The sequence below is a fragment of the Paenibacillus sp. LjRoot153 genome, from assembly GCF_964253085.1.
In the GTDB taxonomy this organism is placed as follows: domain Bacteria; phylum Bacillota; class Bacilli; order Paenibacillales; family NBRC-103111; genus Paenibacillus_E.
Map to the genome: position 1 here is coordinate 2,280,303 of NZ_CAXUQH020000001.1, position 15,071 is coordinate 2,295,373.

7 protein-coding genes are annotated in these 15,071 nt (G+C 45.1%); all 7 read left to right on the forward strand.

Annotation, left to right across the window (positions count from 1 at the left end; translation table 11 throughout):
- The first annotated feature begins 285 nt into the window (after positions 1-285).
- The 7 genes from ACSQ8P_RS10090 (at position 286) to ACSQ8P_RS10120 (ending at position 14,959) form a co-directional block, all read left to right on the forward strand.
- On the forward strand, positions 286-1,203 hold the full coding sequence (locus ACSQ8P_RS10090) for an ABC transporter permease (protein WP_436235046.1): 918 nt from the start codon (positions 286-288) through the stop codon (positions 1,201-1,203).
- A 24-nt stretch (positions 1,204-1,227) separates the two neighbouring features.
- Positions 1,228-2,166, forward strand: coding sequence for a carbohydrate ABC transporter permease (locus ACSQ8P_RS10095; RefSeq protein WP_436235047.1), 939 nt, complete (start codon positions 1,228-1,230; stop codon positions 2,164-2,166).
- 51 nt (positions 2,167-2,217) lie between these two features.
- Positions 2,218-3,798, forward strand: coding sequence for an ABC transporter substrate-binding protein (locus ACSQ8P_RS10100; RefSeq protein WP_436235048.1), 1,581 nt, complete (start codon positions 2,218-2,220; stop codon positions 3,796-3,798).
- A 128-nt stretch (positions 3,799-3,926) separates the two neighbouring features.
- Positions 3,927-4,937, forward strand: a complete 1,011-nt coding sequence (locus ACSQ8P_RS10105; RefSeq protein ID WP_436235049.1) for a M14 family zinc carboxypeptidase — start codon at positions 3,927-3,929, stop codon at positions 4,935-4,937.
- A 33-nt stretch (positions 4,938-4,970) separates the two neighbouring features.
- Complete coding sequence (locus tag ACSQ8P_RS10110; RefSeq protein ID WP_436235050.1) at positions 4,971-10,253, forward strand: DUF4962 domain-containing protein; 5,283 nt, start codon at positions 4,971-4,973, stop codon at positions 10,251-10,253.
- A gap of 85 nt (positions 10,254-10,338) precedes the next feature.
- Complete coding sequence (locus ACSQ8P_RS10115; protein ID WP_436235051.1) at positions 10,339-12,057, forward strand: S-layer homology domain-containing protein; 1,719 nt, start codon at positions 10,339-10,341, stop codon at positions 12,055-12,057.
- 151 nt (positions 12,058-12,208) lie between these two features.
- Positions 12,209-14,959 carry a hypothetical protein gene (locus tag ACSQ8P_RS10120; protein WP_436235052.1) on the forward strand — a complete coding sequence of 917 codons (2,751 nt, stop codon included), beginning with the start codon at positions 12,209-12,211 and terminating at the stop codon, positions 14,957-14,959.
- Positions 14,960-15,071: the final 112 nt, after the last annotated feature.

Here is a 15,071-nt window from a genome sequence, read left to right on the forward strand (position 1 = left end):
TCGTCACAAAGCATAGTTTGAGAGGATCACGACTTGAAAAAAAGTATATGCACAGAGCAGGAGACTCTATAAGTGTGCAGAAAACTGCTGAGTTTATTTTTCAAGCCAAGGGGAGTATGAGCTCATATTGTGAATGAGAGATCAGCCATTCGTGCTGATCTCTTTTTTGTTTTGCCCGGAATCTTAATTCTGGACATGAATTCGAAAGATTGGTGGGGACCCAAATGATAGCGGTTCCATTATAATAAGCTACATAGACCGGTGAACATAAAGGAGGAGAGTAAAATGAAAACACCGTTCATTCGCGATTTAATCAGTTACAGAACCATGCTGTTTATGCTGGTCCCTTCCTTATTGTTTGTGGCGTTATTCCAATACGTGCCGATGTTTGGCCTGGTGCTCGCATTCAAACATTATTCATACGGTAAAGGAATTCTGGGAAGCGATTGGAGCGGACTTGATAATTTTAAGTTCTTTTTTATCTCTGGAGATGCCTGGAGAGTGACGCGCAATACCGTACTTTATAATGTGTTCTTTATCTTCATTAATTTGGTGCTGCAGGTAGGAATCGCAATCTTACTTTCAGAAGTTCGCAGCAAATGGTTTAAGAAAGTTAGCCAATCTGTCATGTTCCTTCCGTACTTCATTTCCTGGGTGGTAGTAGGCTCAATCGCTTACAATTTGTTGAATTTTGAACATGGTACAATCAACACAATATTCCGTAATTTCGGTATGGATCCTGTCAACTTCTACAGCACAACAGGCATATGGCCATACCTCCTCGTATTCTTCTCAACATGGAAAGCTGTTGGTTACGGTGTTGTCTTCTATTTAGCCGCAATTATGAGTATTGATCAGGAGATGTATGAGGCGGCTGAGACCGATGGGGCCAATGTGTTCCAGAAGATATGGCATATCACGATTCCGTGTTTGAAACCGACGATGATCATTCTGACGCTCTTGTCGGTGGGCCACATTTTCCGAGGCGATTTCGGACTTTTCTTTAACATGATCGGTAATAACGGACTCTTGTTTGGTAATACGGACGTCATTGATACGTATGTATACCGATCTTTGGTACAAAACAATGAAATTGGGATGTCAGCGGCTATTGGGCTTTTCCAATCCATTCTTTGTTTTATCACTATTCTCCTAGTTAACGGAGTCGTTCGCAAAGCGGATAAAGACTCGGCTTTGTTCTAAATCCGGAAAGGAGTCTGCACCTGAATGAAATCGGCAGCCAATACCCGAACAGAAATCGCGGTCTTAACGAAGACAGCGCCCCCGAAGATCCAGATGGACCAATTCGTCCTGAATGTTATCGCTTATGGTTGGGTATCATTCGTAGCACTACTCTGTATCTTACCCTTTTTACTAATCTTAAGTGGATCTGTCACAGATGAAAGAGAAATTATATTGGAAGGTTATAAATTAATTCCTTCTAGCTTGTCCTTCGAGGCTTATCGGTTTATCTTCACGGTTCCTCAAGAGATTCTTCGTGCGTATGCACTAACAACATCCTTGACGATTATTGGTACAACGATTTCGTTATTTCTTGTATCCATGAGCAGTTACGTGCTGCAACGAACTGATTTTAAATGGAGAAATACATTTTCATTCTTCTACTATTTCACTACCTTATTTAGCGGAGGCCTAGTTCCTCTCTATATCCTGGTCGTCAATTACTTGAAATTAAACGATACGTACCTAGTATTGTTGTTGCTTCCATTAATTAACGTGTTCTATATTTTGGTTATGAAAAGTTTTATGAGGAGCATTCCAGCAGCCATTACGGAATCAGCCAAGATAGATGGTGCAGGAGATTTTACGATCTTCATCAGGCTTATCTTGCCTCTATGCAAGCCTGCGCTTGCTACCATTGGATTGTTTGTAGCACTTGGATATTGGAATGATTGGTTCCACTCTTTACTTTTCATTAATAATCACAAGCTCTACACGCTTCAATATTACTTATATCGAGTTATTGGCAGTGTAGATGCGCTCAAAATCGTTGCGGAGAAAAGCGGAATGAACGTACCGGATTTACCAGGCGAAGGGCTTAAAATGGCTCTGACTATTGTAGTTACGGGGCCGATCGTACTGCTTTATCCATTTATTCAACGCTATTTTGTCAAAGGGCTTACCATTGGTGCAGTAAAAGGATAATCCCGGAACACTCCGGTTTATCATAGCATGAGATTTCATAGGGGGTAGAGCATGAAAGGAATGATGACAATGAAAAGTAACTACAAAAAAGTTTGGAAGGGCATCGTGCCGGCCCTCATGCTGAGCATGTTTGTAAGTGCCTGTGGTGGAGATACTGGCGGTCAAACATCGCCGAACGTGTCCGCAAAGCCATCTGAAAGCGCATCAGCAACGAAAATAGATACTTCAACACCGGTTAAGCTGAAAATGGTTTTGGTGGGTACCAAACCGCCAGATACGGATGAAGTCTACGCGGAAGTCAATAAAATCCTTAAGCAAAAAATCAATGCCGAATTAGAGCTCAGGTATCTAGATTTCAATGAATACAATCAGAAATATCCGCTATTATTTGCTGCTAATGAGGATTTTGACATGATCTTTACCGGAGATTGGGCATTTTACAATGCAACAGCTCGTAAAGACGGCTTCCTTCAATTAACCGAAGATATGCTTAAGAAATATGCGCCAAATACGTGGGAAAAACAAGATAAGGTTGGCTGGGATCAAGCCAAGATTAATGGCAAAATCTATATGGTGCCGAATGATACTTTCGAAAGTAGTTTTAATATAGGTTTGATCCGTGGGGACTTGAGAGAGAAATATAAACTGCCGGAAGTGAAAACACAAGCTGATTTGGCCAACTTCTTGACTACAATTGCTAAGAATGAAAAGGGCATGCTTGGCTTCAGCGGTCCTCCTGCCAAATTAAGTTCTACTGGGATTCCTGTATTTTTCTCTGATATGGAAATGCGCCTCGTCCATGGTAGTGTGACTTTGGTTTATGACTTGAAAAACCCAAATCCGAAGCTTACAAACTATTTGGAAAACCCGAAAACGCTTGAAAAATATAAGATGTTTTATGACATGGCTCAAGCAGGTGTTTGGACGAAGGATGCAATTGTGTCTAAGACGGATTGGAGAAAAGCATTTAAAGAAGGAAAAACGGCAGCTGATTTTGGTAATATATCAACGATGGCTGCCTCCATGGATAGCATTCTAAAAACGAATCCAGAGTGGAAGCCTGAATTAGTTGACGTTAATCCAACGGCGAAACAGTACCAAACGCAACTGACTAGTAATGGAATTGGGATTCATGCAACATCGAAGAATGCGGAGCGAGCTTTGATGGCCCTGGATCTCCTCCGGTACGACAAGGATTTATATAATTTAACTTTCTATGGGATTAAAGGAAAGCATTGGGAACCAGTAGGCGACAAGAAGTTCAAAACGCTAGCCGCAACTGCCGGTTATCCGCCTGAAGGTGCTAGTCCTTGGGGATGGAGAACACCACTTTCCTTACAAATGGAAGGAGTAGTCGGTGATTTGATTACGGCTACTTACAGCAGATGGAAAGCAACGAATATTGTCCACAGCCCGCTTGAAACGTTTATACTGGATGATTCCAAGATTAAGAATGAGCTGGCGGCACTTGATAATGTCCAACAGACCTATTTGCTGCCGATCGTTCATGGTTTGATCAAAGCGGAAGTTGGCATTCCTCAGGTGCTCGAAAAGCAGAAGCAAGCTGGCATTGAAAAGGTTCAAGCAGAGTTCCAAGCGCAGTTGGATGCGTATATCGCAAGTAAAAAGTAAAGAGTGTGGTGGGGCTGCTATGTTGTATTTCACAGAAACGGCAGCTCCACTTCTTTGCCTTGAAAATAAAGCGGTTACAATCTTGGTGTTGAGAGGCAAATTTAATAAGCTCTAGGGGGAAAATGAAATTGGAATCGTTTTGGAAGAGCAGATTATTGGAAATAGAGGAAGCCATGTTGACGGTACGTAAGGGGAAAGTAAGTGTACTTACATCATCAGCAGGTCAAAGAGACATTTATATGGTGGAATACGGAGTGAAAGAAGATTTCGGTCGGCGAGCGAATTATAATTCTGCTTGCGGTGCTAAGGACCCTACACATTACGCGAATAAGCCTGAGGACAGCAAGCCGGTTCTTCTCATTATTGGCGGTATCCATGGGGGGGAGTTGGAGGGCATTGTTGCCGTGATGAATCTCATTCAACTGCTCGAAACAGGGGAGGATTACCGGGGGAAAAGGCATGATTATTTATTTGAAAATGCCCATCGATTCAGACTGCTTCTTATTCCTTGTATGAATCCGGATGGCCGAGCCCGATTGCCTGTAGATACGTTGATCAATGTATCTTTCGACAAGACTGTTTACTATATGCAAGGTACATGGAAAGACGGTTCGCTGTGCAAGTGGCCGGACTGCAAGGCTGTGCATCCCATTAAGGAAGCTTCCGATTTCTTAGGCAGCTACTTTAACGATGATGGTGTTAATATCATGCACGATAACTTCTTTGTTCCGATGGCGCGCGAGACTAGTTCTTTGCTTGGAGTAGTAGACAGAGAAGCTCCTGATTTTACGGTATTACTGCATGGGGGATCCAATTATGAAAATCATCTCTTGCCAACTTCATATGTACCACTGGGCATTATGCAAAGGCAGCAGGCGTTCAACGAACAGATTGCAGGCGCCTTTTTAAAGCAAAATCTTCCCTATTCGAAATTGAATCTGATTCTAACTGATGAGGGGACTTATCCTTATCGAGCGTTTAATTTGACGTCGGCGATTCACCATGTATGCGGCGGAATAAGTTTCACATTTGAGTCCAATATGGGGCTGGATGCTCCTGGTATTAAATTAACAGAGGATGAAATTCTCGACAGTCATTTCGTATTATTCGAGGAAATGTTTAGATATACATCAATTTAGTACGACTAGTTTGAACAACAGGAGGCGTATAATTTGAGAAACCGTATGTGGCAACGCAAAATTTCTGCAACGATTGTATTTGTGATGGGGTTCAGTCTGATTCTAAACTTGTTCACCTTTCAATTCGCTAGTGCGGCTAGCAGTTCAGTTCTAGGGCCCGAGTTAGTTGTGAACCCTGGTTTCGAACAGGCGACAGGTGGCGTGCCTGTAAGTTGGACACCAGCCGTAAATACGGGACTTTCCTACGAATGGGTCACCGACCCTGTTGTGGAAGGGGCCAGAAGTATGAAGGTCACGGACACCACGTCTAGTGCAGCGGCAGTTATGGAAAGCCAAAGGATTCCTTACTCACCTGGGACTACCTACCAGGCTAGTGTCAAAGTAAAAGTCGAAGTAGGGCAAGCTGTGATGCAGGTCCGATATTTTGATGCTAGTAATGCAAGTACAACTAAAGTATCAGAATATAAATCGGTATCTGCAGGCTGGCAGACGGTGGAGCTGAGTGACACACCGCCTTCTGGTACGGTAAGTTTACTTATTCGTCTGGTTATTCCGAGCACCGTCGCTAACGGCACCGTTTATTTCGACGATGTATCTCTTAAGAGCAATGAGCTGCTCCCTAACTCGAGTTTTGAGGCTACCTCTAGTTCGAGGCCGACGGGATGGACAGCGATCGACCACGGACTAACCTCCAGTATCGTGTCCGTTAACTCTGCGACTTATGCTGCACATGGTTTCCGGTCTGTGCATATGATCGACAACTCTACAACGGACGCGTATAGTGTGAAAAGCCCAGCTATTCCAGTCGTTGCTGACAAGGAGTACAAGGCAACTGTTAAAGCTAATGCATTAACTGGCAACGCGAATTTGATTCTGCACTTCATTGGATCTTCTGGCCAACAATTTGTGGAAGCGCAAACATTACTCACTGGAAGCTATGAAACTTTGACCCTGTCGGCTGTACCTCCCATTGGTACGACGGATGTACAAGTGGAATTGTCTACGCCAGGTATTGGGACTGCCGATGTTTATTTCGACGCGGCTTCACTTACAGCAACCGATTCAACTACTGGACCAACCCCAACTCCAACTCTTACACCAACACCTACTCCCCCAACTACTGGTGCTTTAGAGTGGCCAATTGGGCAGGATCCGGGAGTTTCTAGGAAATTTCAACCTATTAATCATCTTGTAACGACCCAAAATCCGCCAGATTTCGCATGGCCCTTCATTCCGGGTGCTGATTCTTACGAATTACAAGTTTCAGGAGACAGCTCCTTTCATTCTATTGCTTATCAGAAAAATGGTATTACTACCAACTTCTATAATTTCTCGCATACGTTTGCAGGCGGACAGTCCTACTTCTGGAGAGTCAGGTTTCATAAACCGGCAGGGTGGTCAGCGTGGAGCGAAGTATTAAAATTCCGCATTGATGCGGATAACGTCCCGTTCCCAGTGCCATCAACATCAGATATGTTTAATGCCGTATCGACCGAACATCCACGTATCCTCACGACTCCTGCTACGCTGGAAGCATTTCGTGCTAGAAAAGACGGTGACGGCAAGAAAACATTCGATACCGTAAAGGGGCGAGTAAAGGCTGCGGTGGAGGCTGAAGCCCAGTCCCCGCTGGTGCTGCCGGGTGAACCCGTGACTAAAAATCCAAAAATTATCGATCAAGTAACCGCAATAACAAATCCCTTATTGGACGCAGCTTTTATTTACTTAATTACTCAGGACCCCAAATACGGCCAATATGCAAAAAGACGATTACTACATATCTCTTCGTGGAGTACGGATGAGAGTAGCCTAACTGCTTATAAAAATGACGATCAGGCTCACCGGGAGATCGCATTAACAGGCGCGATGGCTTATGACTGGCTTTATGATCTCCTTAGCCCGACTGAGCGGGAAACCGTATTAACGATGGTGCATAATCGCTCCACAACGATAGCAAAAGATGTTCTGTATGATAGTAAACCAATCTCCAGTACACCGTATGACTCGCACGGTTGGACCGTCTTTGGCTTCCTGGGCATAATTGCAACTGCCTTGATGCACGACGACATTAAAGTGAATGGGAAAAACGTTAGGGAGGATGCACAGAATTGGTTTAATCTGATTGTCCCGGCCTATATTAATTTATCTCCCCCTTGGGGCGGCGAGGACGGCGGTTGGGGTAATGGTGAAGGCTACTGGCAATGGTCTACAATGAGCAACAAGCAGTTCATTGATACACTTTATACTGCTACAGGCTTTAATCTTTATAAGAAAGCATTCTTACGCAATGAATCCTGGTATCCAATGTATATGTTGCCTCCCGGTCAGAAAACAGGCGCATTCGGAGACCAAGCCGACCTTATCTCCCGCAACTATGTTGCTGCGAGTATCACACGCAATGCGCAAATGCAGCAAAATGAAGTGATGCAGTGGTACGCACAGCGAGACCCATATGATTATGCCAACTTCATCACTTACTTATATGAAGACAGCAGCTTGCTGGCTCGCCCTCCGGTAGAGATGCCGACAGCCAAGTATTTCGAGAATATCGGAACGGTTGCGATGCACTCCAATTTACTTGATCCGAAGCGGGTTTCGTTCTTTTTCAAATCCAGTCCTTTTGGAAGCTTCAATCATAGCCACGCGGATCAGAACGGCATCATGATCAAAGCCTTCGGTGAGGATCTCACGGTTGACGGCGGATTCTATGATGATTTCAACAGTGAGCATTTCCAAAAATATGCCAAGCAGACTTTTGCCCATAATGCGATCACCTATGATAACAAAAAAGGCCAGCCAATATTCGATATGAAAGCAACGGGTCAAATTACGGGCTTTGCTACAAATAAAGATTTCGATGCTGCGGTAGGTGACGCCACTACTGCTTACAATACCGGAGACTTCACCGGCATCGATTTGGCTCAGCGCAGTGTGATTTATGTGAAGCCAGGCGCCTTTGTCGTCGTTGATAATCTGAATGCGCGTGAGCCGGGAGGCTCCAGCTTCGAATATTGGCTCCATGCCGAAAACACCTTAAACCTAGACGAAGCGAACAGCAGCGCGACGATTATCAAGAATAAGGCTGCTTTAGAAGTAAATCTGTACTATCCGGGATTAACAAAAATCGACGTAACCAACCAGTTCTTGGATTACAATGGTGTTGAATATTTGCCTGGCGGATCAACCTATTCAGGGAAAAGAAGGTTGCATGGCGGATTTAAAACGCCAAAAACGGAGGAAGCGACGATTGTTTCCACCTATGTGCCTTACCAAGTGGGCTCCGCCCCTCAGGATATCATCACCGAGGATCATGGCACGTACCGGAAGCTGCATTTTACCGATGGAACGAATGTTTATGTTCGAACAGCGCAAAGCGGTGTTGTAGACACCGGTGATATTCAATTCGAAGGCATCGCAGCTACCGTCAAGGGGGATTCCATTCTTTTGGTCGGCGGTACGCAATTAGTGATCAACGGGATTACGCGCATTGCCAGCACAGAGCGGGCAACGATCGCTCTCTCGGGCGACGAGCTATCGATTACAGGAACACAAGGTTCGCAGGTCAGCTTGCATAAGTCCGGTGTTACGACTGTACGCGATGAAGAGTACCGCAGCTTGCCGAAGGGCGGAAGTGTAACGGATGTCGTTTATGCACGAGGCGTTCATTGGGATACGGCCGGCAATACATTGACATTGAATGTCGAGCCTGGTCAGCATCACCTCCTGTTAAGCAACATTCCGGCTCCTGCACCGCAGGCGCAGGTAGCATACCCTGTTGAGATTAACGGCGTAGCATCATCAGTAACGCTATCCACGTACGGCGATGGACACGGTGGTACAGCAGCTTGGGGATCCATCACGAATTCGGCCGGTCTTTACGAGGTTCTTGAAGCGCCGCCGGGCCTGATTTTTGAGGGGTTGGGTGCAGTTAATCCTCTCACTTTCATTGGGAAGAATGCGAAATTCTTTATACCTAGCGTGACGGGAGCCTTGAAACTGCGCAGCGTATCGCCTGGCGGGGTGACGCCAACTGAAGCTACTGCGAATTATGATGTCCTCAAGGATAAATTAACGGTGTTCGCGGAAGCCGAGAGCTTTATCGAAACCAACGACGGCAATTTCAACGTGTACTCATCGCGGCCTTGGTTGTCGGGTGGAAAGGGAGTCAGCCAATGGAATGCTTTAGGACAAAATATTACATGGAAATTAAACGTCCCCGAAGCTGGCAACTATGACCTTGCAATCAAATACGTTGCATGGGAACTTGCAGACTCGCTTCCTACCCGACTCATTAAACTAGGGAACCAGTATTACACGGCGGAAGCAGAAAGAACGGTTGATCAAGGTACTAAACCGGAGTACTGGAAAGCGATGACCGTCCATACCGGTACAACGCTGCCCGCTGGTGAAGTTGAACTTAAGATGTGGAGAGTCAGCGGAGCGATGAATTTGGATTGGGTCGGCTTGGTCAAAGTCGAAGCTCCTGCTGTGCCAACGGTCAAATTGACGGCTAGCACATCTACTGTCAGTACAGGGCAGTCGCTTGATCTTCAATTAGCTTTAGACAAGACAGTACCTGCGGCGGGGATCGATCTGACCGTATCTTACGATCCAACGAAGTTCACTTACAATAGTTATGACAAAGATTACGCAGAGCAAGCCGTTATCGCAACGAACAACGAGTCAGAGGGCAAGCTGCGTATCTTGGCAGCACGCACGGGAACAGGTGCAATTCCTGCTAACGCGCCGTTCTTAACCTTGAAGTTCGATGTGAAATCGGATGCTTCATCAGGCAATGCCAGCTTCGCTGCATCTGCGGGAACGGCCTCCTCAGAGGCAGGGGGCATTACAGTGCTAGCCGGGAGCTCGATAGATGTGAGCATTTCGAATAAAGCAGCACTAGGAGCTTTGATCACGCAAGCAGAGTCGACCCGTGATCAGGCTGCTGAAGGGACGGTTATCGGGACCTTCTTCAGCTCGAAGTTGTCGGGATTGAAAGCAGTCTTGACTGCTGTGATTGATGCAGCCAAGTCGGTATTTAATGAGACTGACGCAACTCAGTCGCAAATTCAGACTGCTCAGACGAATCTGGCAGCGGCGATTGCAGAGTTTGAAGCGCACCGGATTACTGCTGCAACAGGCGATACGAATAACGACCAGCAGTTTAATATCGTCGATTTCGCCAATATTGCGAAGCATTATGGAAAAGATGCGACAAGCCCAGATTGGGCCCTTGCACAATTGACAGACATTAACGGTGACGGCGCCGTCGATATGGAGGATCTTGCCTTCATTGCTAGCCGAATTGCCGGGTAATAAAGAAACAAACTTATGGCGATGCGCCCCCTTGTTTATGCAAGGGGGTGTTAAGTCCATTTCTCAAATTCTAAGGGGGAGCCAAATGATAAAGCAACTGTTTCGGATTGGTACGATCCTACTATTCATCACGTGTTTATTTGGGGTGGTCAAGGGATCGTCAGTGGCATTTGCAGATGAGGTGCCAACATCGTTTGACATCCGGACAACAACGCCAACAATCAAAGAGAAAAATACTTTCGCTATTACCGTTGTAGGATCAAATCTCAATAAATTATATGCGTATGACTTGACGATCGATATTCCCACCGGCGTTACATTATTGAGTGTTGAGGATAATCTGTCTGGGGGAACACCCGTTTTTGTCCAAAATGGAAATACACTTAGGTATGGATCGACGAAATCAGGTCAAGCCGCTGGGGAAAGCGGTACCAAAACATTAACCACACTCACCTTCCAAGCAGGGGCTCCTGGCATCGTTGACTTCAAGTTAGTTAAGGTCAAGAACTTGATAAATCTTGAGACAGGATTGCATGCCACCGTTCATGATGTGCCCAAAAAGCTCACTATTCAAATTACTTCGGACAACAGAGAGAACAACGGTAACGAAAACGGTAATGGTAATGCAAACGGTAACAGTAGCGGAAATGGTAATACGAAAGCTTTTCGGGATATCACAGAAGAGGACGGAAACGGTCAAGTGGCATCGGGTCAAGTCATTGTTTCTGCAGAAGGTCCAGTGCGAGTATCTATAGGGCTGCTTCAAAAGTGGACAGTGCAAAATTCGTCTGCAGTTATAGTGCTTAAAGTAGGAAATATTACTTACTCTATACCGCTTAGCGAAATGACCTCAGGTGCTTGGCGTGACGAATTAGGTGACCAAGCGGATAAAGCTGTGATCACAATTAACGTAACAGAAGCAAGTAAGGAGCAGGGCGATAAATTCGAGCGCGCAGCAACTAAGATTGGAACGAACTTGTTGATAAAACCGATCGATTTCGAAATGATTGCCGAAACACCATCTGGAGAAAAAGTAACTATAACGAAATTCACGCGGTATGTGCCACGTTCTTTTCAGCTTGATGTTGAAGTTGAATCTAGCCATACGATAGGTGTTTACATGGATGAAGCGACAGGTGAGCTGCTCCCGGTTCCAACAGTGTTTCGTAGCATTAACGGTAAGACGGTAGCGGAGCTTTTCAGGAAAGGAAACAGTGTCTATTCCTTAATTCGCCTAGAGAAGCATTTCGCTGATCTTGAAGGCCATTGGAGCGAATCCTTGGTAGAGTCGATGGCGAATAAGCTCATCGTTAATGGCTTATCGGATCAGATTTTTGGACCAGACAAACCGGTTACTCGGGCTGAGTTCGCATCGATGTTAGTACGTGCTCTTTCCTTGGATCGTAATGCCGGCAATACTTCCTTTGCTGACATAAATGGGCAATGGTATGACGCATTAGTCCAATCGGCAGCAGATGCCGGATTGGTTAGCGGCTATCCGGATAAGACCTTCCGACCTGAGGCAACGCTTAACAGGCAGGAATTAGCGGTAATACTGCAGCGTGCGGTTCAATTTACTGGTCAACCATGGGCAACTTCCGAAGTCAGTGGGAGTGTACGACCATTTGTCGATTTCAACGAGGCTGCACCTTGGTCACAGCAGGCCATTGCTCAAGCAGCGGCAGCGGGTTTAATAGAGGGTGACGAACAGAACACGTTCCGACCAGAGGCGCAAACTACAAGAGGGGAAGCTGCAGCTGTTCTGAATCGACTGTTGACTTTTGCTGGCATGTACAGTGGTTAATTCAATACCAAATTAGTTGAGGAGGTGGTGTCTATATGTTGTAACATCGGCAAGAATTGAGTCGTAGGAGGTGATCGTTTTTATTCAAGCAGTTATTCATGTTTGAAAAGAGTGACAAGTAGTAAGTAAATAGGTATTGAGGAGGTTTACGATGAACGATGTATCGAAGGGTTCTTTGTCTAAGCTTTTCCTTTTTGCAGCACTTATTATTAGCTCTGTACTTATCTCCATACTGATAACCCCTAACGTAACGTTTGCTACAGGCACGACCTACTATTTTTCCACATCTGGAAGCGATTCCAACAACGGTTTATCTGCAGGCGCTCCTAAGCAAAATATCTCAACGGCCCTTACCTTGATGACTGCAGGAAATACAATCCTATTCAAGAGAGGTGATGCTTGGTACAACGCATCTCTTAACTTGACTAACAAAGCAGGAACATCAGCTGATCCTATCACGATAGGTGCTTATGGGACTGGACCAAAGCCAGTGATTGCAGGTATGTATAAGCTGGATACGGGCTGGACGAATGTACCGGGGACGAATCGTTGGCAAAAGAGTATTAATGGAAGTACCAGTTTAGATGCATATCGGGTATTTGTGAATGGCGTTCCTAAACAAAAAGTTACAAGCGCGAACGACGTCGATCAATTACATGAATGGGCAGTTGCTGGTGGAATTGTATACTTATATACAGGCTCATCCACGGTTGCTCCCACGAATGTAGAGGTCATCGCCTATAATTTGTTGTCAGTTGTTGTTATGGAGAACACAGAGCATGTCACGATGAAGGATATTGATTTCCGTGGAGGCTCCTATGGGAGAGTCATTTGGGTCAAAGCGCCAAGTTCGCATCTAACCTTTGACAATCTAATCGTCCAAAGAGCTGTTCAAGGTGGCATACAAATCGGGAATTTAGGAACTAACCCAGACGACACTTCGAATGTCTCTCACATCACGATAACGAATTCCTTGATTGACAAAGTCTGGCTACCCCAAGAGAACGATACGGTAGTGACCACAGGGGATGGATTATTCATCCATCATGCCGTTGACGGTGTAGTCATTCGTGGTAATAAAATATTGAACTGGGGACATTCCGGTATATCGCTAACAAACTACAAGAATAACCTGTCTGGCGTCAAGCATGTAATCGTGGAGCAGAATGATATTTCTGCAGGTACTTCCGGATACATGCATGGTCTTGACATGGACGGCTACAGCGGCAAGACCACGAATAATATCATTCGCCGCAACTATATTCACGATTACACAACAACTAACCATGTTCTTGGTAGTAGCAACAAAATATACGGCAATATTATTACGGGTGCTACGGGTACAGTTCTACCCAATCATTCCTTCCAACCCTGGGGATTAGATATGTATCCTTGGCAAGCTATTTCGGGTGATAACAACACTTGGATGGAAGCCAAGGATAGTTGGATTATTAATAACACGATTGCTGAGACGGATCAGTATGCTATTTACCTTGGAGATAATCCTGGCAGTCCGAGCGCCAACAAGGTAGAGAATAATGTTATTGCCAATAACATTATGTATGAGTACGGTCTCAGCCCTCAAGGGCAGGTTGGCCTGAACGTACATCCGCAAGTAACGGGTACAGCCTTCGTTCGCAATAACAATTTCTGGGATCCTGTCGTTCAAACCGGCGATACCAATGGAAAAGTGGCTCGTTACAAGAACTACTTGGGTTCTCCACCAGACTTTAGCTTAAATTATGACGCTGCGCAATTGAACAGTGTCTGCTCATCTAGCTGCAGTGGTAATGTTCAGATAAATCCATTATTCGTAGATCCTGCTAATCGGGACTATCGGCTTCAATCCAGCTCTAGCGCTACTATGAAAACAGGTGCCCTGAGCTATCATTCTGATATGGACAGAGGATATAGCGACTTTTTTGGTACGCCATTTGCAATGAGCGGCGGAAGTATAGGGGCGATTCAATACCCCGGAGTCAGTAGAACGAACCTATCTGCAGGTATAGCTCCTACCTTTAGTAGTAGTGCATCGGATCCTCCCCCTTCCAAACTAACAAATGGTAATACAGCATCTACGGATTATGTAACTGTCGGAAATCCTGACCAATTAGTATATGCTCAAATTGATCTTGGTGCTCTGAAAGACATTAGTCAAGTAAAGATGTGGCACTTTTATACGGATGGCCGCAAGTATAAAGATGTGGTCGTTCAGCTGTCGCGAACGTCTGATTTCAGCAGTTATGTAACAACTGTGTTCAATAATGATAAAGATAACAGCTCAGGTCAAGGATATGGGTCTGATGATGAATATGCCGAGTCGGCAAACGGCAAGACGCTTACTTTTGCACCAGTTACAGCTAGATATGCCCGTTTCTGGTTAAAAGGCAACTCTGTAAATACCAACAGTAATTTTGTAGAGCTGCAGGTATTTGGAACTGAACCAATCGCAAAGTTAGTGTCTCAATACAGGGATATTACTTACAGTGCTGCGGGTGTAAATGATGCATTTCCTTCTAAATTATCGAATGGGAATTTATCCTCAAGTGATTTGGTAGATGTAGGAACTGGCGCGGTTCATGCAGTAATGGATCTTGGATCCACCGTCACCTTGAACCAAATCACGATGTGGCACTATTTCAATGACAGTCGGCAATACCACGACGTTATTGTTCAGATCTCGAATGATGCGGATTTCAGCAGCTATACCAATGTATTTAATAATGATACGAATAACTCGGCAGGCCAAGGCATAGGGACTGATGCTGAATATACGGAGACGAGCGCCGGCAAGACAATTACGTTCAGTCCCATATCGGGCCGGTACGTAAGGTTTTGGCTAAATGGCAATAACGTAAATACTTCTAATTATATGGTTGAGCTTGAGGTTTATGGGTATTAATTAAAATCATTGCCGAACCTGTAAGGAACCTTGATAGCGTAAAAAGATCGCTACTTCACTTGTGTCTTTAGCAGCAAGTGGAGAGCGATCTTTTTTTTTGGCTTCATGCTTA